Consider the following 21,659-nt stretch of genomic DNA (forward strand, 5'->3'; position numbering starts at 1 on the left):
GGATTATCCCCTAGTTGGTAGCGCCGGGCCATGCTCGGCGAACGCAGCGGTCAGCTTCACCCACCGCCCAACGCGTGCACGATCTCCACCACATCGCCGTCCGCCAGCACATGCGTGGCATGCAGGCTGCGGGTCACGATCTCGTTGTTGACCTCTACCGCCACGCGACGTTCCAGCAACTGCTCGCGCTGCAGCAGGTCGTGCAAGGTGGTGCCGGAGGGCAGGGTGCGGGCTTCGCCATTGAGCTGGATGTTCATGTCGGCATTGTCCCCGATGCTTCCGGCAATGGCACGCGGGTGGTGCCCGTCATCGGACAGGGATGTCGCTGAAGGTCCCCCAAAGCGACAATGCATGTCGCGGCGCAGCGTGACTTTGGCTGCGCTGGTGAAACCATTGCACCGTGCGCTGGCGTACTGCCGGCGATTGATACCACAGGAGTTCCACATGTTGTTCAGCAAACGTCCCGTCCGCACCCTGATTGCCGCCGCAGTCGCCCTCGCTGCGCTGCCGGCCATGGCGGTCGAACCGGCCTTCAACCGCACGGTGTTCATCGGCGACAGCTTGACCGACAGCGGATACTTCCGCCCGCTGCTGCCCGCTTCGGTACAACCGGTGACCGGCAAGTTCACCACCAACCCGGCATGGGTGTGGGCCGAACACGTGGCCGATTACTACGGCACCAACGCCACCCCGAACGGCAACGGCCAGACCGGTGACAACTACGCCGCCGGCGGCGCCACCGTGGCGACCGACGTGGTGGGTCCGCTGGGCCCGACCCCGTCGCTGGCCACCCAGGCCAGCCGCTACCTGGCGGCCAACGGCGGCAAGGCTGATCCGAACGCGCTGTACACGGTGTGGGGTGGTGCGAACAATCTGCTGGGCATTACCAGCCCGGCGCAGGCGCCTGCCGTGATCGGCGCGGCCGTGACCAGCCAGGTCGGCATTGTCGGCACCCTGCAGGCGGCCGGTGCCAAATACGTGGTGGTGCCGAACCTGCCGGACATCGGCCTGACCCCGATGGCCCGTGCCGGTGGCCCGGCGGCGATGGCGCAGTACACCGCGGTCGCCTCGGCCTACAACAACGCCCTGTACGGCGGCCTGACCCAGGCGGGCATTGAGTTCATCCCGCTGGATACGTTCACCATCCTGCGTGAAATCGTCGCGGATCCGATCACCTATGGCTTCCGCAACGTGACCAACGCGGCCTGCACCGTGGCCTCGTCGGTCACCTGCAATCCGACCAGCCTGGTCGCGCCGGATGCGGCGACCGCCTATGTATTCGCCGATGGCATCCATCCGTCTGCAGCCACCCACGAAATGCTTGGCCAGTACGCGATTTCCGTGCTGGAAGCACCGCGCCTGCAGCAGGTGCTGACCCATTCGGCGCAGACCGTCGGCCGTTCGCGCGCTGACCAGGTCAGCCTGCACCTGGGCGGTGCACCGGCCGAAGGCCTGTCCTGGTGGGGCGGCCTGCGCGGCGACATGCAGCGCTACGACCACGCCGACCTGTACGACGGCATGGCCCCCGCCGGCCTGTTCGGCATCGACTGGGCACGTGATGGCATGGTCGTCGGTGGCTTCGCCGGCTACGGCCGCATGGATGCCGACTTCGGCAACAGCCAGGGTGATTTCACCCAGTCCGACACCACGGCCGGCCTGTTCGCCGGCTGGTACGGCGAGCGTGCATGGGTCAACGGGCAGGTCAGCTATAGCTGGCTGGACTACGACGTCACCCGCAAGGTGCACCTCGGCCCGGCAACCCGCGAACACAAGGGATCGCCGGAAGGCAGCAACCTGACCGCCGCGCTGAACGCAGGCTACGAGTTCGGTGAAGAGGGCAGCTTCCGCCATGGCCCGGTGGCCGCGGTGATCTGGCAGAAGATCAAGCTGGACGGCTACCTGGAAAGCAACGCCAGCAGCACCGCGCTGGGTTACAACAACCAGGATGCCGATTCCACCGTGGGCCGCCTCGGTTGGCAGGCGCGCCTGGACGGCGGCAGCATCAAGCCGTACGTGCAGATCACCTATGACCACGAGTTCGAAGACCGCCAGGACGGCAGCGCCTTCCTGCAGAGCCTGCCGGGCGTGGGCAGCTACCGCGTGCCGGGCCTGAAGTTCGACAAGGACTACGCCACCGCCATCCTGGGTGCGCGCATGGAACTGTTCGGCCTGCAGAGCAACATCGGCCTGAGCGCGACCACGATGCAGAAGAAGGCGATGGACACGTCCATCTTCGCCAGCGTCAGCGGCGCGTTCTGACCCTGATCCGGAATGACGGCCGCTGGCCGTCATTCCGGACCGCTATGGGCATGGGTAGAGCCGACTTCAGTCGGCTTCTCCCACCGCCCGGATCCTTGGGTTGGCGGATGCAGCCAGGTAGAGCCGACTTCAGTCGGCTTCTTTCACCGCCCGGATTTCTGACGCGCCGGTGCAGCCGACTGAAGTCGGCTCTACCAGTCGGCTCCATCGCTTGGGTGACCGCATGCGCGCATTGCGCTCATGCCACCCCGCCGCCTAAACTGTGCTCCGCGATGCGGGTGTAGCTCAATGGTAGAGCTGTAGCTTCCCAAGCTACTGACGAGGGTTCGATTCCCTTCACCCGCTCCACTGTTCCAAATCAGTCCGCAAGTGATTGATTGAGCCATGCCCAGCATTCGATGCCATGCGGCAAGGCGCTCACCATCCCCCCCCCAGATCGATACGCTGGCCGATGCGGGCGCGCTTGCATCAGAAGAGTGTGCTGGAAAGTCGCCCCAAGCCGGCCAATCCGCTGCGCTGGTGTGCACGCGATGTTCGCACCCCAGCCGTAGCTGCCCGCTGCATGGAAATGCACCGCCGCATGCCAATCAGGATGATCCGGCCCGGAGCCCTATCTGCTCTTTTTTGTTTCTATTCCGGAACGTTTTTCGTCTGGAATGGAGTTACCTGCCTGAGCTGCGTCTGAGAACATCGGGCGGTAGAATCACCAAAACTGCGAAGAGTTGCGCATGAAGCTCATCAGCAAACAACACGATTACTACGACACCGTGTTGGCCTATGGCCGCGATGAAAGCATTGTGTATGTGCGGGAGCCCAGCAGGGATGTGCTGCCGCTGCCAGGCGACTTGCTTCCGTGGGCTGTCGCAGATAAGTACGGCGGGCCAGCCGGGCCGCGGGCGGCCGTTGTCTTTGAAACCCATCATCCTCAGTATCCGTATTGGCAGCGACATGGTCATCACATCCTGCCAGAGAGCGCGTCGTTGAGCCCCTATTTCCACGAAGCATTTTTGAGTGTTGCAGGTAAGGTCTACCCGATATGGGTGGATGTGAGCGCCAGCCGTCATGATGATCCGGCAGCAGTAGGCGTGTGTGGCACCCCTTCGCTTGAGTCCTATCGGGCCGTTGTCATGGACAACCATGCCCGTTACACCGATCGGGACCCGCATGAAATCGCGGAAGTGGAGGTGGAGATTTTTGAACGCGAGCGAGACGTGGAACGGCGGTATGAAAATGTGCGGGATCGCCTGCTGGCCCACGACTTCACTGACCTTCACATTGAGCAGGGGGCCCCGGTGCTCTTGTTTGCGTCGACCATGACGCTGGATATAGAGCCGGTCCGTTGGGAGGGCCTGCCCCGGAACAGCGTCGTGATGGTGCGGAACCCTAACTTGAAGGATTTGGGCTTCCAGCGAATCCTCGACCCGCACAGTTGTTTCCAGCAGATTTCGCAGTTCATTGGTGGCGTGATGCCAGGCCGCCAGATGCCCATGGTGCAACTGGACGACAAGCACATGGTTCAAAAGAAGGGCTTTGACATCAAGTATTCCTTCCGCAAGCGCCCCACAGGCAAGTAAGTCCGGCAGGCCACCTCTCGGCTCCCGGCTACGGTTTGCCCTGCAGCGGGTGTGTTACGTCGATTCGACCCAGCAGGGCGCGCGCGACGGCATCTCCCAGTTCGTTGAGCGACGCGGATTTGGGCAACAGTTCTTCAATGCCAGCAGACGCGCTCAGCTCGATCTCGTCAGGGAAGATACTCGCGGTCAGCGCGATGATGGGCAGATCGCGTGCTGATCCGTCCGACGCTCGGATTTCCCGGGCCAGCGTGTAGCCGTCCATCACGGGCATCTGGCAATCCGTCACCAAGAGATCGAACCGCCCGTCGCGCACTGCTGCGAGCGCCTGTGCGCCGTCTTCCACGGCGACGCATTCCACGCCCAGTTGCCCCATCCGCCACTGGATGATCTCCCGGCTGGTGGCATCGTCTTCTGCTACCAGAACGCGCCATCTGCGTCCCGGTGGCGGGGCAGGCAACAAGGGAACTGGCCCAGTGCCTGACGGTGCGACCTCCTCAGCAGTGGGAGGTTCTGGCGGCAACACGGCGAGGCGCAAGGAAAGGACGGCGCAGGTTCCCTGGCCTGGCGTGCTCTTCAGTCCCAGCTCGCCTCCCATCAGTTCGGCCAAGCGGCGACTGATGCTGAGGCCCAGGCCCGTGCCGCCATACTTTCGCGCGGTTGAAAGGTCTGCCTGGGTGAAAGGCTCGAATATGCGCTCCAGCTGGTCGGCAGGGATGCCGATGCCAGAGTCGGTGACAGAAAAGGCCAGGCGTTGCTCACCCACCGCATCGGCCACGACGTCGACACGTAGGGATACTTCACCGTGCGCGGTGAACTTGATGGCGTTGCTGGTGAGATTCATCAGTATTTGTTGAAGGCGAAGTTCATCGGCCAGGACGCGGCTGGCGACGGTAGAGGCGAGCGTTGCCGACAGGGCAAGCCCCTTGGCGGCGGCTTGAGGGGCAAGCATCGCGCGCACCGTGTCCACTGCATTGGCGAGATCAACGGCCGTCCATTCCAGTGTCAGCGCGCCTGCCTCGATCTTCGACATGTCCAGGGTGTCATCGAGCAGCTGTCGCAACACCGCCGCGGATCGGTTGATCTTGGCGAGAATCGCACTCTGTTCCTGGTCAAGGCCGGTATGCCCAAGAACTTCCAGCATGCCGGCTACGCTGCTCATCGGCGTGCGGATTTCGTGGCTCATCGTGGCCAGAAACTCGTCCTTCGCTTTGCCGGCTTTCTCAGCGACTGCAATAGCGTCTTCCAAGGCAATCGACGCTTCGTGCGATTCGGTCACGTCCACCCAGTAGCCACTCCACTCCGTACCGGCTTCCGTGCTTTCCATAAGCTCGCCTTTGGAGTAAATCCAGCGCCATCCTGCCGGGGACAGGGCCCGGAACTGGAATGACAGCCCTGTGCCTGTGGCAGCGGCGCGTTCTGTCGCATCGACCAGCATCTTCTGATCATCGGGATGGACTCGAGCGAACATCGCGCGCTCGTCCTCAAGGACGTCTGACAGCTCAACGCCGAAAAGTGAAAAGACGTCGCCTGCTACATAGGGGAATGTGAAGGTGCCATCCGGGGCGCGGTGGACCTGGTACACGATGGCAGGTAGTTTGCGTGTGACCCGGGACAGCCGGTTTTCTGCAATGCGACGCTGGGACACCTCGCGTCGAAGTCGCATGTAGCCCACGGTGTGGACAAGTCCGCCAGTGAGGAGAATCAACAAGGCGGGCAATGCCCACAGCATGATCTGCCGCCAATTGATCGCCGGTTGGGCGCCAACGCCCAGCCAATCGTTTCGAATGCGCTCCCGTTCTCCTGCCGCCACATTGCCGACAACCTGATCAAACGCGGAGGCCAGGGCGGCGCTGCTCCCAAAGGCCGCCAGCGTCAAACGGTCATCAATTCCCGCCGGTGCAGCAATCTGCAGTTGCCCCGCGTACGCATCGCGGAGATACGGATCCAGCACAGCAAGATTGCCGACATAGGCGTCTGCACCGTCTCCATCGAGGAGCTTGAGGGCTGTCGCCGCATCGGCTGCAGTGATGAGTCGAACGTAGGGCGCTTGCGCCTTGAGGAGTGGTCCCAGCCTGTCTGGCTCGGACAGCACGACGCGCCGGTTGTTGAGATCGCGCAGGTCGATGACTCTTGGTGCGCCAACGCGGGTGAGAATGACGCTCGGAATGGTGATGAACGGCTCACTGAAACGCCATCCCGCGCTTTCTGCCGCGTTGGTCATGGGGACGGCGAGTGCCGCATCTATCGTCCTGTCCCGCATTGCCCGCTGCAGCGCCTCGCCGTCCTCGAATTCCACGATGTGCAGATTCCTGGCGCCGGCTTCCACGAATCGTTGCAGGTAATCTCCGGCAATCCCTGACGGTTTGCCCCGCTTGTCGCGAAAAGCGATGGGTTCCCAATTCAGGGGAACGCCCAACCTTATGGGCTGAGAGAGGGCCTCTGTCTCTTCAGGAGAAAACCTTACGCCCGTGTTGACTGCCCATTCCAAGGGCTTGAACCACTTCACGCGCAGCGCAACGCGCGTGGCTTCTGGCAGCGAATTGAGTGCCACGTCCAAGGCTTCGGCCAATGGCTGAGCGGCGTTTGGAACGCCGAAGTAGAGGTTCATGGGGGGAACGTCAGGACGCTGCAGCAGGGTCAGTCCGCGCAGTGATTCCTGCTTGGTCAAGTGCTGTATGACGTAAGCGTTGCCGATATACAGGTCGGCGTCCTCAAGCGCCACGCTCTTCAAGGCGGCCAGCGTTCCGCTGGCAGGCACGATCTGAGCGCGGGGATAGCGATCCCGCACGCCGACGGCGGTGACCTGATCATCTTCAACTGCTATCCGTAGACCCACCAAGTCGAGGCTGGTGATGGACCGGCGATCACTGGAGCGCGCCGTTATGCCCAGGGGAGCCGTGGCAAATTTCTGCGTGAACACCATGCAGCGGGTACGCGCGGACGTGAGCTGTACGTCCATGACCACGTCGATGTCGCCTGCGCAGGCAGCCTCAAGCACCGCCTCCCAGCTAGGATAGGTCCTGGGCTCCAGGCTCACGCCAAGTGCGGTCGCTGCGGCTTGCAATGTCTCCGGAGCGAAGCCCGAAAGCCGAGCGTTTTCGACTTTCTCAAAGGGCAACCAATCGTTGTCATAGACACCGACCCGGATGACCGGATGGGCATGCAGCCACGCACGTTGTTCCGGCGTCAGCGGCAGCTCAGGTGCCTGAGCATGGGACAGCGCGCTGCTGGCAGCGCAACACGTTGCCAGCAGCCATCCGACCATCATGCCAAGGCGCATCATCCTCTCTCAGTTCGTGCAGGAAACTCAGCCTAGTGAAGGCAATGAGAAAGTGGCGTGTCGATGGGGGCATGAGCACTGACGCGTCCTCACCGTTATGTGCAGTGAAGGCGCGCTCCGTAAGAGCAGTAGAGGGCGCGCGTAAGGCGCGACAGGGAGGCCCATTCCGGCCTTGGCGGCGCTGAGAGCGGACCGAGGGCAAGGTCCAAACGAGCGTCCTCTCATTCGCGCTCGACCGCCGGGCATCGTCACCGCGCACACGCTATGCTGCGCGCTTCTGCACGGCCCGGCTCCGATGAAACTCGCCATCCTTTCGCGCAACAGCAAGCTGTATTCCACCCGGCGCCTGGTAGAGGCCGCTCGCAGCCGCGGCCACACCGTACGCGTGCTTGATCCGCTGCGCTGCTACATGCGTATCGCCGCCGACGGCTTCACCATGCATTACAAGGGCAAGCCGATGACCGGGGTGGATGCGGTCATCCCGCGGATCGGTGCCTCGGTCACCCGCTACGGTACGGCCGTGCTGCGCCAGTTCGAGCTGATGGGCGCCCGCACCCCTAATCCGTCCGACGCGATCCTGCGCTCGCGCGACAAGCTGCGTGCGCACCAGCTTCTGGCTGCCAAGGGCATCGACATGCCGGTGACGGTGTTCGGCGACAATCCGGATGACACCGTGGACCTGCTGTCCATGCTCGGCCCGCCGCCGCATGTGGTGAAGCTCAACGAGGGTACCCAGGGGCGCGGGGTGATCCTGACTGAAAAGGCCAGCGCCTCGCGCGGCATCGTCGAGGCCTTGCGCGGCCTGTATGCCAACTTCCTGATGCAGGAGTTCATCGGCGAGGCCCAAGGCGCCGATCTGCGCTGCCTGGTGGTGGGCGATCAGGTCGTGGCCGCCATGCAACGCCAGGCGCCCGAGGGCGATTTCCGCTCCAACCTGCATGCCGGCGGCAGCGCGCATCCGGCCAAGGCCAGCCGGGCCGAGGCGCAGATGGCGGTGCGATCGGCCAAGGCGCTAGGCCTGAGCGTCGCCGGCGTCGATCTGATCCGCTCCGCACGCGGGCCGCTGGTGCTGGAAGTGAACTCCACCCCCGGTCTGGAGGGCGTGGAAGGCGCCTGCAACGTCGACATCGCGGGTCGAATCATCGCCCACGTTGAAAAGATCGTCAGCCGCTAGCGGGCCGTAGATGCCATCACCCCGGTAGCGCCGAGCCACGCTCGGCGGGAAGCCCCCACATGCGCCCGCCTGCAGGTCGCTTATATAACCAATTGAAACAAAAAGGCTTCCTGTAATTTCGCAAGCGCACGGTCCCCGTTTTAACGACCCTTTAATTGCGCGTGTCGTAATCTCCTCCCTACCGCAGCTCTGCCTCATCAGCAGGATCGGTATCGGGATATGAAATCTTAAGGCCCGGGCGTGTTCGCCCGGGCTTTTTTTTATCTGACGTGCCGTAAGGGCCAGTGCGCCCTTGATTCCGTCGTCACATGCCTCGTACAGTCTCTTCTCATTCATGGAGGTGACGGGTATGAAATCGTGGCAGAAGGCGGTCTTGATGGCCGCGCTGGGCATGGCCTGCAGCACCGCTGCGTACGCGGAATCCCCGAAGCAGAACGACGCCGCCCCCGTCCAGCTGGACCTGAACGTGCCGGCCAAGGAGCAGCTCAGCGGGGTCGAGCGTGCGCTGCACAGCGAGCGCTACAGCGAAATCACCATGGATGAGAAGAGCCAGGTCAGCGCCGCCATCAACCGCATCCGCGTCCGCCTTGGGGACAACGACACCGTGGAGCAACTCAATCCGCAGGCACGCACCGAAGTGCTCAATGACGAAGCGGTGGTCAACACCATCCTCGGCCGCGCCCATGCCGACAGCCGCATGGTCTGCCGCCGCGAGCGCGCCACCGGCACCAACCGCCCCGAACGCCTTTGCCTGACGGTTGCGCAGCGGCGCGAGGCGACCGAGCGTGCCCGCAAGGACATGAGGACCCTGACGCGCCCCAGCCCGAAAGACGTGAACCTCTGACGTTGACGCGCCCTGCGCGCCCCTTCGTGTGAAATGTTAATGCCCGGGGCTGTATGGTTGGCGTCAGCCGCCAACAGGCCCGGGTCGTAACCTTCCAGGTTGCGACCGCGCCAAGGCAGGCATCCCACCACGAACCAGAGGTCCCAGTGCGAATTCTCGTCATCGAAGACAACAGTGATATTGCCGCCAACCTCGGCGACTACCTCGAGGACCGCGGGCACACGGTCGACTTCGCCGCCGACGGTGTGACGGGCCTGCACCTGGCCGTGGTGCACGAGTTCGACGCCATCGTGCTGGATCTGAACCTTCCCGGCATGGACGGCATTGAAGTCTGCCGCAAGCTGCGTAACGAAGCCCGCAAGCAGACCCCCGTGCTGATGCTGACGGCCCGTGATTCGCTGGACAACAAGCTGGCCGGCTTTGATTCCGGAGCGGACGATTACCTGATCAAGCCGTTCGCGCTGCAGGAAGTGGAAGTGCGGTTGAACGCGCTGTCCCGCCGCGGCAAGGGCGTGCAGACCCGCGTGCTGGAAACGGGCGATCTGGAATACAACCTCGACACCTTGGAAGTACGTCGCCAGAGCAAGTTGCTGCAGCTCAACCCGACCGCGCTGAAGATCCTGCAGGCGCTGATGGAAGCCTCGCCGGCCGTGGTCACCCGCCAGGAGCTGGAAACCCGCGTCTGGGGCGAAGAACTTCCGGATTCGGACTCCCTGCGCGTGCATATCCATGGTCTGCGCGCCGTGGTGGACAAGCCTTTTGAAGTTCCGATGATCCAGACCCGTCATGGCATCGGCTACCGGATCGCTGCACCGGATGCCTGAAGACCCCGTACGCAGGGGGCGTCGCCGGCGCGGACCTTACCGTCGTCGGCTGCGCAGCCGCATCATCGTCTCCTTCGTGCTGTTGGGCTTCTGTCTGACCACGCTGTTTGCGTTCGCCACGAACTGGGCGCGCGCGCGCGTGGAGAACCAGCTCGTCGAAGACGTGATGAACCGGAACATCGACGAGTACGCCAAGCGCTACTACTCCGATCGCAGCCGCAACCCGGACCTGCCCGTGCAGCAGATCCGGGCGTTCTTGTACCCACGCGACAAGTTCGACCGCGTCCGCGAAGAGCGGCCCGAGTGGGCTGGCTTGCCCAATGGCAACCACAACGTCAGTGGTCTGGACGAGGATGGCAAGCCGTACGCCTACAAGCTGGCTGTACGCAAAGCCGATGACGCCTGGTTCTTCCTTGCCTACGACATGACCGAGGCCACGCGGGGTGAGGCGCAGCTGAAACGCGCGCTGTGGATCTCCGTGCTGGTATTCAGCCTGCTGTCCTTGGTGCTCGGCTGGTGGTCCGCTTCCAAGGTGATGAAGCCCGTATCGGACCTGGCCAAGCGGCTGCGTGCGTATCGCGGCGGCACCAGTGACCCCGAACCGCTGGCACCGCGTTTTCCTGACGACGAAGTGGGGCAGCTGGCACAGGCGCTGGACGATTATTCGTCGCGGCTGACTGAGGTGGTGCAGCGCGACCGCGAGTTCAATGCCGACGTCAGCCATGAGCTGCGCACGCCGCTGGCCGTCATCCGCGGTGCGACCGAACTGCTGCTGACCCGGCCCGGGCTGGATGAGAAAGTATTGCAGCGGCTGCAGCGCATCCAGCGTGCCGAACAACAGTGCAGCGATCTGATCGGCGCGTTGCTGCTGCTATCGCGCAATGAGCGCGGGCAGGGCACCAGCAACGTGGCTCGGGTCGCCGAACAGTTGCTCGAATCGCACCGCGCACAGCTGGGCGGGAAGCCCATCACCCTGACCTTGGAAGGTGATCGCGACCTGATCGTGGATGCACCGGAATCGGCATTGTCGGTGGCGTTGGGCAACCTGATCGGCAACGCGGTGAAGTACTCGCAGGACGGCGAAGTGCGGGTCAACGTGGGCAACAACGCCGTATCGGTGGCCGACAGTGGGCCCGGCCTGAGCGAAGAAGACGCCGCCAAGCTGTTCCAGCGCGGTTACCGCGGCACCCACGCCGGTCACTCGCAGGGCGGCGGCATCGGCCTGTCGATCGTCAGCCGCCTGTGCGACCTCTATGGCTGGCAGGTCAGTGTCCGCCCCGGCGGCGACCGGGGTGTCGTGGCCACGTTGACCTTCGCCCCCAAGCTGCTGGGCTGAGGGCAATCAGGGTAGTGACGGCCGCTGGCCGTCCGCACTTGCCGCTGCGCTCGCCGAGCGTGGCTCGGCGCTACCGGGATGACGATCGTTGCAGGCCCGCGAGGCGCTTCATCGCCCGGCGTCTAATACAGCCACCGCCGAGTCCGCCAACTCCCTGCCAGCTAACAGCAGGCCCTGTTCGACGCGCGCATCCAGCGACGACCGGCCATCATCCTGCTGCCGTGTCCGGTGCACGGCGTGCAGCAGGCGCATCACCGCACTCAGTGCAGTCAGGTTCCTGCTCACGCGCGCAAGGTCGGCGCAGCGATCGACCGGCATTCCGGCTTCTCCCCACGGCTCACCATCACCGGCATCACCGCGCTGCATCGAATCAAGGAAGTCGATCAGAGCAGGCTTTGGCTCGGGCATCCCGCCGTCAGCCAACGCCGCGTCCAGCCGTTCAACCAGATGGAAGGGGATGTCCAACACTGCATCGCCAATCAGGGCATGTAGCCGTGCACCAGGGGGAGAGAATGCTGCCATGAAAGCCCTCGCAGAATCGTAAAGCCACCTGCCCAGCGGCGAGGTGGCGGACGGTGCGGGTTGGAGTACCGGGCTTCAACTGGAATAACCGGCGGATATGGGAATCCCCACGCACCGCCCGCCGCAGAACGGCGGGGCAGTGCATTCTCCGCCGTGCCCGGAACGGGCGACAACAGAGTTATCCAGTTGAGAGCAACGGGACTCCAATCCCGGCTGGAACTGCTCGTTCCAGCCCGGTCATCGTGGGCAGAACTGCCACGTGCGTACATCAGGAAAGCTGTATTCGTTTCATGAGCCGGCTCCACCCCATCCCCACAGCCGCTGGTAATCGGGGCGTTGCCGAGTGTGCGATAGGCTGCAAGAAATCTGAAGGCGGCGCGTGCAGGTATTGATGACGCTTGCACGTGAGCCGGGCGGGAGGTGGCGTTCGGTCCCGCCACTCCACCTGCACAGGCAGCCAGATGATGCGCAATGATCTATCCACTCTGCAATCGGCTTGTGGGCAGTCATTCCTGCATCCGCAGCAGATCATGGCGCACTTGCTGACGAGGGTATGCCCGGGGCGCGTCGTAGCGGTGGCCAACAGGCAGCTGAGCGTGATCGACCGGCCCAGCCAGTCGCCCACGCCGGGCGAGGTGCGTCGCGTTGCCCGCGCGGTTTCGGTGCAGATGATGCGCTGGGGTGCCGATCTGTGCTTCCACCAAGCAGCAGCGCTGCTGGCGCAGTGCATTCCAGGAGTGCAGCTGCCGCTGGGTCTGTTCAATGCGGTACGGTGCCTGAGCGCGGCAATGCGCTGGGATCTGCTGCAGACCGTGGAGGCGGGTCTATGCGCGGCAGTTGCCCAGCCGGACGCAACGCCGCATCTCCGGGCGCTGCTGGGGCGTCCTGTCATGGCCGGACTACAGGCCATCGCCGCGCGTAGTGACGTGGTGGTCGGACTGGCGCTGTGTGCGCTGTTGCTGGAACGCCTGCAGTCCGATCATCCGACGTGGCCGCAAACCCGCACCGGGCGCGCGGTCGCCGGCTCTGTTGCCGCGCTGCGTATCCTCTCCAATGTGTCAGGCGCCCACGAACACCACGGCGAGGCGGCGCATCGTCACGCAGTGATGGACACTGCGTGGTCATCCGAGCGCCGGGTAGTAGCGGGGGCCTTTCCTCATGCGGCTGCGCTGCTTTACCGCCCTGACATCGGGCCACCAGATGATGGTGGAAATAATTGGGGCGTGGACGCAAAAGGGGCCAGACGCAGGGGGAACCGCCCCGTCAATGCGCCGGGTGGCGGGCACAAAGGTCATAGCGGCAAGGCCGCCGCTGGCGTACAGAAGCGGCGGCGGATCATCACGGGAATGGGCGGGCATGCGCACGCGGCCCATGCTCACCGGCGCGACACCTTCAGTCCGCCTGATGGTGCGGGGCCGGTTTTCGCCGGCGCAGTGAAGCACAAGAACCGTAATGTTGCCCGAGAGCAAGCGGAGGCGCAGGAAGCGGCGGCTCACCGCGGCAGCAAGGGCGGAACAGCCGGAAAGATCGGCGCACATCCACGGGGCACCAATGCCGTTGCTGCAGCGTCGCATCGTACGCCGCCTGAAGCGGACGTCGCAGGGCCGGAGAAGGCGTGCCTGCGTTTCGACCGCCTCGGTCGCGCCCGCCACCAGATCAGGCAGTTGCCCTTGTCCGGCGTCCACAACCGCGTAGAAGGGCGAGAGGTGCTTTTCTGCGTTCATCGCAACGCAGTGGAGCAGTTCAAGCACCTATTCCCCACCCCGGCCGGTAAGGAGGGGGATATTGTTGCATTCATGGCCATCGCCGAATCCGGCCAAGAGGACGAAATGTTCCGCGTGTACGGCGGACTGGATCAGCTGTTGAACGACGCGCCGCGTAGACCCGTACGGCTGGGGGACTATGGGTTGTTCAGCGTGGCGACGATCTCCGTGATCTCCGACGCGTCCCGGCGAGCGCATCACATTCGGGACGACCATATGCTCGCGTCCGGCCAGTTCGCGGTGCTGCGCACAGCGCGGCGCGATGGGGGCGGCCAGGACTTCCTCGCGTTCTTCGCGCGACGCTCTGCGCCTGAGATGGCGGCCATGAACTTCGGTTTCAGCAGGATCGACGTGCGCGAGAGTGGCCTTGTCGTTGCGGAGGATGGCCTGCTGCTGGAAAGTGACAGCTTGGGCTTGGAAAATCTGATTCCGCGCATCGAGGATATGTCAGGGCTGCGGCAGGCGGGCACGGGTACTCGCCAACCCGACCCCCATCGCCCGGTCGAGCCGATCGTGTCCAATCATCTGTTCATCCGCTTGGAGGCAACGCCATCACTCCCGGTTGACAGGGAAGTAGGCCTTCTGCGGCGCAAAGAGGTGGGCGCGGTCACGTTCGCGCACGGAACCGATCCATCTGTATCAAGGACTGCGGTCTACTTCACGTCCTTTCAGATCGCCGACGATGCGATTTTCTATGTTGACCGCAACGGTCGCACGGGTGCCCTGTACCTGGAGTCGGCACCGGCAGGTGGTCGCAGGCTGACCGCGTTGCCGGGTGCCGAAACAGAGTTCATGCGAGAACATGGATTGCAGGGGCTTAGCGCTGAAGAAGGGGCGCAGGTACTGGAGAACTATGGGTTCAACCGGATGCCTGCGCCGGACGATCTTGAAACCGAAAGGCCGTTTCCGCTCAACGGATTCCGCATTCGCAACGACAGATCGGCTGTCGAGCTTGCGGGCAGGACCCGGCTGAACTGGGATGGTCGAACAAAGACGTTCGCGATCCATACCGACGCCGCGCAGGTGGACTATGTCGACGGAGAGGGCCGAGCCGGCGTGTTGGCGCTTGTAGCGGTTCGCTATCACCCGGACGGGTGTGTCGTTTTGCAGCACAATCAACTGTCGGACCTGCTGTTTGCCCGACGGGCGGGGCTGGTCGAGCATCGGGAATACACCTGGCGTCAGGTGCGCAATGCCCTGTTCGCGGTGGGGCTGGTAGAGCGTTGAGCCCGGCGCGGCGCTGATGGGCCTGCAGAGCCGGGTCGCCATGTGTCGTGACGGTCGGTGGCTGTTGGATATCTCGGTTCTGCAAGTGCCGCTGCGCTCGCCGAGCGTGGCTCGGCGCTACCAGGGATCAGGCCTCGGCGGCGGCTTGCAGGTAGATCGCGTGCAACCGCTCAACCTGCGCCTGCAATGCATCCGGGTGGCCATCGTTGGGCACCACATCGTCCGCCAGGGCGAGCCGCTGCGCGCGGCTGGCCTGCGCGTCGATCATCTGCTGCGCCAGCACCACGTCGCTGCCGTCGCGTTGCATCAGGCGCGCAAGTTGCAGCGCTTCCGGCGCGTCCACCACCAGTATCCGATCCAGCCACGCATAAGCATCGCGGCCACCGGCCTCGGTGAGCAGCGGGATGGCGGCAATGGCGTAGGGGCTTTCCGCCTGGACGCACTGGTCGTGCAGCAACTGCCGAATGGCCGGGTGGGTGATCGCTTCCAGCGCTTTACGCTCGGCCACGGCGGCAAACACATGAGCACGCAGGCGGCCGCGGTCCAGCGTGCCATCGGCCTGTAGCATGTCCGGCCCGAAGCGTTCGGCAATCATCGCCAGCGCCGGACTGCCTTGGGACACCACGGTGCGGGCAGCCACATCGGCGTCGGCCACGGTAACGCCAAGCGCTTCGAAGCGGCGGGTCACTTCACTTTTACCGGAGGCGATACCCCCGGTCAGGCCGACCACGAACCGGCTCATCGCAGGTTCGCGTAACTCAGGTAGGCATTGATCAGTGGCTCGCCCCACATGAAGACCAGCCAGCCGGCGATCGCCAGATAGGGGCCGAACGGGATCGGCGTCGCGCGGTCGCGGCCTTGGCTGTACAGCAGGATGGAGCCGATGATCGCGCCCACCACCGACGACAGCAGGATGATCGGCAGGATGCCCTTCAGGCCCACCCAGGCACCCAGCGCAGCCAGCAGCTTGAAGTCGCCATGGCCCATGCCTTCCTTGCCGGTCAGCTGTTTGAAGATCCACCAGACCGACCACAGTGACAGATAGCCCACCAGCGCACCCAGCAGGGCAGGCTTGGCCGGCATATACAGGTTATCGACAGCCCCTATAAGCCCCAGCCACATCAAGGGCAGGGTGAGTTGATCCGGCAGCAGCTGCGTTCGCACGTCGATGCCGGACAGCGCCACCAGGAAGCACGACAGCACGATGGCGCCGAAGCCCTGCCAGCCGAAGCCGAACTGCCACACGCTGGCCAGCACCAGCACGGCGGTCAGCAGCTCGACCAGCGGATACTGGATGGAGATCGGGGCGTGGCAATGACGACACTTGCCGCGCTGGATCAGCCAGCTGAACAGCGGGATGTTCTCGTACCAGGCCAGCTTGTGCTTGCAGTGCGGGCAGTGCGACGGCTCCACCACGATGCCAGGCGGCGGCGGCTCGTAGATGTCCTCCTGCTCCAGCACCTCGTGCGCGTCACGCTTCCACTGCCACTCCAGCCGCTTGGGCAGGCGCAGGATGACGACGTTGAGGAAGCTGCCGAGCAACAACCCCAGGCCGGCCGCGGCGGGAAAGCCGAGGCCGGGATGCTGGTCTAGAAATGCCATGTGTTATCCAACCACCGCGCCGAGTTTGAAGATGGGCAAGTACATGCCGATCACCATACCGCCAACGACCACGCCAATGAAGACCATGATCATCGGTTCCAGCAGGCTGCTGAGCGAATCGACGGCGTTGTTGACCTCTTGCTCGAAGTACTCCGCCACCTTGAACAGCATGGTGTCCAAGGCGCCGGCCTCTTCGCCGATGGCGGTCATCTGCACCACCATGTGCGGGAACAGGTTGATCTGCTTCATGGCCATGTTGACCGGGTAGCCGACCGACACGTCGTCACGCATGCGCAGCACGCCTTCCTCGTACACCTTGTTGCCGGTAGCACCTGCGACGATGCCGAGGGCTTCAACCAACGGGACGCCGGCCTTGAAGGTGACGGCGGTGGTGCGGGCGAAGCGGGCGATCGAGCTGTTGTGCATGATCTGGCCGATAACCGGTACCTTGAGGATCAGGCGGTCCATCGTGTGCTGCATTTTTGGCGAGCGCTTGTAGGCCATGATGGAACCGGCGATCACTCCCGCGATTGCGATCGCGATCAGCCACCACCACGAGACCATGAATCGGGAAAGATTCACGATCATCTGGGTGAATGCCGGAAGTTCGGCGCCGAACCCGGCGAATACTTCCTCGAACTGCGGCACGACGAAGATCAGCAGAATGCCGGACACGATCAGCGCCACGGCGATGACCATGGCAGGGTAGAACAACGCCTTCTTGATCTTGCCCTTCAATGCCTCGATGTTTTCTTTGTAGTTGGCAACGGTATCCAGCACCGTTTCCAACACGCCTGCCCCTTCGCCAGCACGCACGAGGTTGCGATAGAGCTCATCGAACTGCACGGGATGGCGGCTGATCGCTTCGTACAGCGAAGAGCCCCCTTCGATGTCCATGCGGATGCCATCGACCATCTTCTTCATGCGCGGGTTCTTGTGCCCGCCACCGATGATCTCGAGCGCCGACACAATGGGCACGCCGGATTTCATCATCGTCGCCATCTGGCGGCTGAAGAAGGCAATATCCTTGGGCGACACTGGCTTGCCTGCCTGACCAAACAGGGGCTTGGTCTTCGGCTTGACCACTTTGGGCGTGATGCCTTGGCGGCGCAGCTCTGCCTTGAGCAGGTTGGCATTCTTGGCCAACTGCTCGCCCTTCATCTTGACGCCTCGTTTGTCGGTCCCCTCCCAGACAAACGGTGCCATCTCCATGGTGCTGCGCGCCACGGGCTCTTTTTTCATCGCACTGCGACTTGCGGACATTCTGGGCTCCCCGGCCTGCCATCCCCAGCAGGCATCGATCCGGCGATGCTAGCGGATTCCGAGCCTTCTGGGCAGTACGTCTGTGGGCCAGCCCCGTCACCCCGTGTCGATCGGGGCTAAAGGTGACGCAGCGCGTCACTTTGTCATCCGGGTCTCGAATATTGCCGTGAGGGGTTCCCTGTACAGAAATTGCTGCCATCATTGGCGCGGGGAGTCCGGCAGGGGTGTCGGGGAAGTTGGCACGCTACCTGCTTTACTCCTCCTGCAAGGTGCTGCGGCCCGCTCAACAGTGGAGCCACCGGCTCCGGCAGCAGTACTCTTTCTTACCACCACCATTTCTTGGGGATGTATCAAAATGAAGAATCAGAAGGGCTTCACCCTTATCGAATTGATGATCGTTGTCGCGATCATTGCCATCCTGGCCGCCATCGCTCTGCCGGCTTACCAGGATTACACCGCACGCGCCAAGGTTTCTGAAGTGATCGTGATGGCCGCCCCGGCGAAGCTGGCTGTGGCTGAAACCGCCTCCGCCACTGGCGGTCTGGCCAACGTGACCGTTGCTAACAGCGGTTACACCTTCCCGGGCGCCACCAAGTACGTGTCGGGCATCACCATCACCCCGACCACCGGTATCGTCACCGCGGTGTCGACCGTCCCGAATGCGACCGGCAACATCGTGCTGACCCCGACGGCCGTCGGTACCAGCGGCCAGCTGAAGTGGGCTTGCAGCACCACGATTACGAACAAGGCTGTCGTTCCGACCGATTGCCGCTAACGGCAGTCTGTAGGATCGCGTAGAAATGCCCCGCACCTGCGGGGCATTTTTTTGTCGAGTACTTTGTGATCGCAGGGTTACGGGTCAGTGGAAAAGCTGCAAAGGGGGCGGAGATGTTGCAGGGCATGGCAAGCGGAAGCAGGGGGCGGTACGGTGGCGCGACGTGGCTGCTGGCGATTTTCATTCTTTCGGGCTTCGCTGGACTGATCTACCAGTCCATCTGGACCCAGTATCTCGGCCTGCTGCTCGGCCACTCATCCCACGCGCAATCCTTGGTACTCATGTTGTTCATGGGCGGCATGGCCTTAGGCGCCTGGGGCATCAGCCGCTACAGCGAGCGGCTGCGCAGGCCGCTGCTGGTCTATGCGGTCATCGAACTCGTCATCGGCGTGCTCGGCCTGGGCTTTGATGGTCTGTTCCAGTCCGTTACCGGCTGGGCGTTCGCCCATGTCATGCCGGGTCTGGAAGGCGGAGCACTTGTGGCCTTCCGCTGGGCCCTCGCGACCTTGCTCGTCTTGCCGCAATGCATCCTGCTAGGTGCAACGTTTCCACTGATGAGTGCGGGCTACATCCGCCTGCAGTCTGGTGCGCAGGGGCAGGTGCTTGCCGGCCTGTATTTCTCCAACAGCCTTGGCGCCGCATGTGGCGCGCTTGCCTCGACGTATCTGCTGCTGCCCGCAGTGGGTCTGCCCGGCACTGTGATGGCGGCGGGATTGCTCAACATCGCGGTCGCGATTCTGGTGTACCCGCTGGCCCGCGATTCACTGGCACCTGTTCCGGCGTCTGGGCAGCCACCAAGTGGCCCTCTCGACGCACAGCGCCGAAGCAACGCGCGACAGGTCTGGCTGGTGCTGCTGGTTGCTGCACTGACTGGTGCCTCCTCCTTTGTGTACGAGATAACCTGGGTGCGCATGCTGTCGCTGGCATTGGGTACTACGCTCCACTCGTTTGAGCTGATGCTGGCAGCGTTCATCGCCGGCATCGCGTTCGGCGGGCTGTGGTTGCGCAACCGCGCGGACAAGATGGAATCGCCGCTGCGCGTCGCGGGCTGGGTGCAAGTGTGGATGGGGCTTGCAGCCCTGGCCTCCATGTTCATCTACTCGAACTCATTCGAATGGGTTGGCTGGCTGATGAAGGTGATCGTGCGCAGCGCGGAAGGCTACGCGGCCTATAATCTCGCAAGCGGCGTCATCGCGGTGCTGGTCATGTTCCCCGCCGCATTCTTCGCAGGCATGACGTTGCCCTTGCTCACCCTGGCGCTGCTCCGGAGTGGGCGTGGTGAACGCTCTATCGGGCAGGCGTATGCCTTCAATACCATCGGTGCGATCGTAGGCGTTCTGGCCGCCGTGCACCTGCTCATGCCCCTGCTGGGCCTGAAATATGCGCTTATCGTGGCAGCGCTGGTCGATTTGATTCTGGGCGTGATGTTGCTTGCGCATGTCTCAACGTCTCGCCGCGCTTCCTGGGCGGGTGCACCTGCCTACGCAGGCGTGTTGGGGCTGGTGGGCATCGGCGCTTCGGTCATGCTGGTTCAGTTCGATCCGCTTGTTCTCAGTTCTTCCGTCTACCGTCATGGGAGCACGCGACTCGCTGATTCCACGAAGATGCTGTTCTACCGCGACGGTCAGACGGCAACGGTCGCGGTGTATGAAGGTCTGCGTGGCGCGGACACCGTCCGGTCCATTGCCACCAACGGCAAGGTCGATGCCGGCATGACCACGACGCTCGATATGGTGCCGACGACTGACGAATCTACGATGGTCCTGCTCGGCGCCCTGCCGCTGGCTTTGCGTGATGGCTATGATCGCGTTGGCGTGATCGGGTTCGGATCCGGCCTTACCACGCATACATTGTTGGGGGATGCCCGCGTTGGCCAGGTGGATACGGTGGAGATCGAGCCTGCGATGGTGGACGGCGCTCGTCTGTTCGGTAGCCGCGTGGAGCGCGCCTTCAATGATCCGCGCTCGCACGTGGTGATAGATGACGCCAAGGCGCATTTCGCCGCCAGCCCACGCAAGTACGACCTGATCATCTCCGAGCCTTCCAATCCGTGGGTAGGCGGTACGGCAGCGCTTTTCAGCACCGAGTTCTATGCATTCATTCCGCAGCAGTTGAATGAAGGCGGCATTTTCGTGCAGTGGCTTCAACTGTATGAGATCACGCCTGAGCTTGTCAGTTCCGTGCTGTCAGGTCTGCTGGAGCAGTTCTCTGATGTCCGCGGGTATCTGGCCAATAACGGTGATCTGATCATTGTCGCGGTGCCGGAAGGCAAGCTTCCTGCGCTCAGCGACAGTGTGTTCTCGCAGGCTGCAGTGCGCAGCGACTTGGCTCGCATCGGCGTGCATGGCGTGGCGGATCTGCAGGATGCGCTGGCCATGGATGACACCGCATTGCGCATGTACGTGCCTCTTTATCCTGCCGCGCGCAACTCGGACTACTTCCCGTCGCTCATGCTCAATGCGCCCGTAGCTCGTTTCCAGCGCGCATTTACGGGTGACTTCGAGTCCTTCATGACGGCGGCATGGCCCATGCTGCCGACCGTCGAGCGGGAGTCGTCGCGGGCGGAAAACGGTCAACGCCTTCCGCTCCTGCTCATTGAGAAGCGGCGAAGGGCGGGTGCGCTGGAGCGTGCGGTAGCAGGTGAGCACCCGGATGGCTTGACGGTGGAAGAGACCGTGCAGGTGGAAGCAGTGCGGGGGCTTGCGGCGGCCTGCACGCTCGATGCGCAGCCGGTTGTGTCGACCTCGCTTCTCTTCCAACTGGCAAGGGATACGATTCCCTATCTCGCGGAGCCGGAACGTAGGCGCTTGTGGAGTGAGCGGGCCTGGCTCGGATGCACGGCGGCGAATCCTACCGTGAACGACGCCTTGGCGTTGCTGTCCGCAGCTGCGGATGGCGACCATGGCAAGGTGCTACTGCACGGCCAGCGCCTGTTGGACGGCGTCGATGGCACGGCGCTGATGGCGGACAGCGGCACAGGCTACTATCTGTTCGGTGCCATGCAGCATGCTGCATGGTCGATGGGCGATTCAATACGCGCCAAAGCGTTGATGGACCAGAATTGGCAGCGGCTGAGTGCGGAGGCCCAGCGCGATGGCACCCTTCGACTCCTCACGTACATGGCTTCAACCGATGATCCGAAGGGTTCACCGGAACGGGGCGCGGCGACGAGGTGACGCCTCGGTCGACACTCACCCACGGCGGTTTCCCGCTGCG

At 63.5% G+C, this 21,659-nt stretch carries 15 protein-coding genes and 1 tRNA gene; 10 read left to right on the plus strand and 6 right to left on the minus strand.

Going from position 1 to position 21,659, the window contains the following annotated elements; translation table 11 throughout:
• Positions 1 to 56: 56 nt before the first annotated feature.
• Entirely contained in the window at positions 57 to 257 is a 201-nt protein-coding gene (gene thiS, locus ABRP17_RS12940; RefSeq protein WP_349985739.1) for a sulfur carrier protein ThiS, read from the minus strand.
• A gap of 187 nt (positions 258 to 444) precedes the next feature.
• On the opposite strand from thiS, the gene ABRP17_RS12945 reads away from it, so the two are divergent.
• From ABRP17_RS12945 to ABRP17_RS12955, 3 genes are all read left to right on the plus strand, one after another.
• Positions 445 to 2,259, plus strand: a complete 1,815-nt coding sequence (locus tag ABRP17_RS12945; RefSeq protein WP_349985738.1) for an autotransporter domain-containing protein — start codon at positions 445 to 447, stop codon at positions 2,257 to 2,259.
• A gap of 274 nt (positions 2,260 to 2,533) precedes the next feature.
• Positions 2,534 to 2,607 (plus strand) — tRNA-Gly (locus ABRP17_RS12950).
• 380 nt (positions 2,608 to 2,987) lie between these two features.
• Positions 2,988 to 3,833, plus strand: coding sequence for a hypothetical protein (locus tag ABRP17_RS12955; RefSeq protein WP_349985737.1), 846 nt, complete (start codon positions 2,988 to 2,990; stop codon positions 3,831 to 3,833).
• A 28-nt stretch (positions 3,834 to 3,861) separates the two neighbouring features.
• Here the strand turns inward: ABRP17_RS12955 and ABRP17_RS12960 are convergent, their stop codons facing one another.
• The gene (locus ABRP17_RS12960) at positions 3,862 to 7,116 is read right to left on the minus strand and encodes an ATP-binding protein (RefSeq protein ID WP_349985736.1); all 3,255 of its coding nucleotides are present in this window, start codon (positions 7,114 to 7,116) and stop codon (positions 3,862 to 3,864) included.
• Positions 7,117 to 7,408: 292 nt separating this feature from the next.
• On the opposite strand from ABRP17_RS12960, the gene rimK reads away from it, so the two are divergent.
• The 4 genes from rimK to ABRP17_RS12980 all read left to right on the plus strand — a co-directional run bounded on the left by rimK (position 7,409) and on the right by ABRP17_RS12980 (position 11,291).
• A complete protein-coding gene (rimK, locus tag ABRP17_RS12965; RefSeq protein WP_349985735.1) occupies positions 7,409 to 8,287 on the plus strand; it encodes a 30S ribosomal protein S6--L-glutamate ligase in 879 nt (292 codons plus the stop codon).
• A 349-nt stretch (positions 8,288 to 8,636) separates the two neighbouring features.
• Positions 8,637 to 9,131: a hypothetical protein gene (locus tag ABRP17_RS12970; protein WP_349985734.1), complete on the plus strand. Its 495-nt coding sequence runs from the start codon at positions 8,637 to 8,639 to the stop codon at positions 9,129 to 9,131.
• Positions 9,132 to 9,277: 146 nt separating this feature from the next.
• On the plus strand, positions 9,278 to 9,955 hold the full coding sequence (locus ABRP17_RS12975; protein ID WP_188326358.1) for a response regulator transcription factor: 678 nt from the start codon (positions 9,278 to 9,280) through the stop codon (positions 9,953 to 9,955).
• Complete coding sequence (locus ABRP17_RS12980; protein WP_372486785.1) at positions 9,918 to 11,291, plus strand: sensor histidine kinase; 1,374 nt, start codon at positions 9,918 to 9,920, stop codon at positions 11,289 to 11,291. Before ABRP17_RS12975 ends, ABRP17_RS12980 begins: the two co-directional genes overlap by 38 nt.
• A gap of 108 nt (positions 11,292 to 11,399) precedes the next feature.
• Here ABRP17_RS12980 and ABRP17_RS12985 read toward each other — a convergent pair whose 3' ends face one another.
• Complete coding sequence (locus ABRP17_RS12985; RefSeq protein ID WP_349985733.1) at positions 11,400 to 11,813, minus strand: hypothetical protein; 414 nt, start codon at positions 11,811 to 11,813, stop codon at positions 11,400 to 11,402.
• Between the two features lie 461 nt (positions 11,814 to 12,274).
• Between ABRP17_RS12985 and ABRP17_RS12990 the strand changes: the two genes are divergently transcribed.
• Positions 12,275 to 14,803: a hypothetical protein gene (locus tag ABRP17_RS12990; protein ID WP_349985732.1), complete on the plus strand. Its 2,529-nt coding sequence runs from the start codon at positions 12,275 to 12,277 to the stop codon at positions 14,801 to 14,803.
• A 127-nt stretch (positions 14,804 to 14,930) separates the two neighbouring features.
• Here the strand turns inward: ABRP17_RS12990 and coaE are convergent, their stop codons facing one another.
• Genes coaE through ABRP17_RS13005 form a run of 3 tightly spaced genes read right to left on the minus strand, consistent with a single transcriptional unit; the run spans position 14,931 to position 17,668 of the window.
• Entirely contained in the window at positions 14,931 to 15,545 is a 615-nt protein-coding gene (coaE, locus tag ABRP17_RS12995) for a dephospho-CoA kinase (RefSeq protein ID WP_349985731.1), read from the minus strand.
• The gene (locus tag ABRP17_RS13000) at positions 15,542 to 16,405 is read right to left on the minus strand and encodes an A24 family peptidase (RefSeq protein WP_192081514.1); all 864 of its coding nucleotides are present in this window, start codon (positions 16,403 to 16,405) and stop codon (positions 15,542 to 15,544) included. The genes coaE and ABRP17_RS13000 overlap by 4 nt, the downstream gene beginning before the upstream one ends.
• A 3-nt stretch (positions 16,406 to 16,408) precedes the next feature.
• Positions 16,409 to 17,668, minus strand: coding sequence for a type II secretion system F family protein (locus tag ABRP17_RS13005; RefSeq protein ID WP_349985730.1), 1,260 nt, complete (start codon positions 17,666 to 17,668; stop codon positions 16,409 to 16,411).
• A gap of 355 nt (positions 17,669 to 18,023) precedes the next feature.
• Here ABRP17_RS13005 and ABRP17_RS13010 point away from each other — a divergent pair, with 355 nt between their 5' ends.
• Both ABRP17_RS13010 and ABRP17_RS13015 read left to right on the plus strand, forming a co-directional pair.
• Complete coding sequence (locus tag ABRP17_RS13010) at positions 18,024 to 18,443, plus strand: pilin (protein ID WP_349985729.1); 420 nt, start codon at positions 18,024 to 18,026, stop codon at positions 18,441 to 18,443.
• 113 nt (positions 18,444 to 18,556) lie between these two features.
• On the plus strand, positions 18,557 to 21,619 hold the full coding sequence (locus ABRP17_RS13015) for a fused MFS/spermidine synthase (protein WP_349985728.1): 3,063 nt from the start codon (positions 18,557 to 18,559) through the stop codon (positions 21,617 to 21,619).
• The last annotated feature ends 40 nt before the right edge of the window (positions 21,620 to 21,659 follow it).

This window comes from Stenotrophomonas sp. WHRI 8082, assembly GCF_040223995.2.
In the GTDB taxonomy this organism is placed as follows: Bacteria; Pseudomonadota; Gammaproteobacteria; order Xanthomonadales; family Xanthomonadaceae; genus Stenotrophomonas.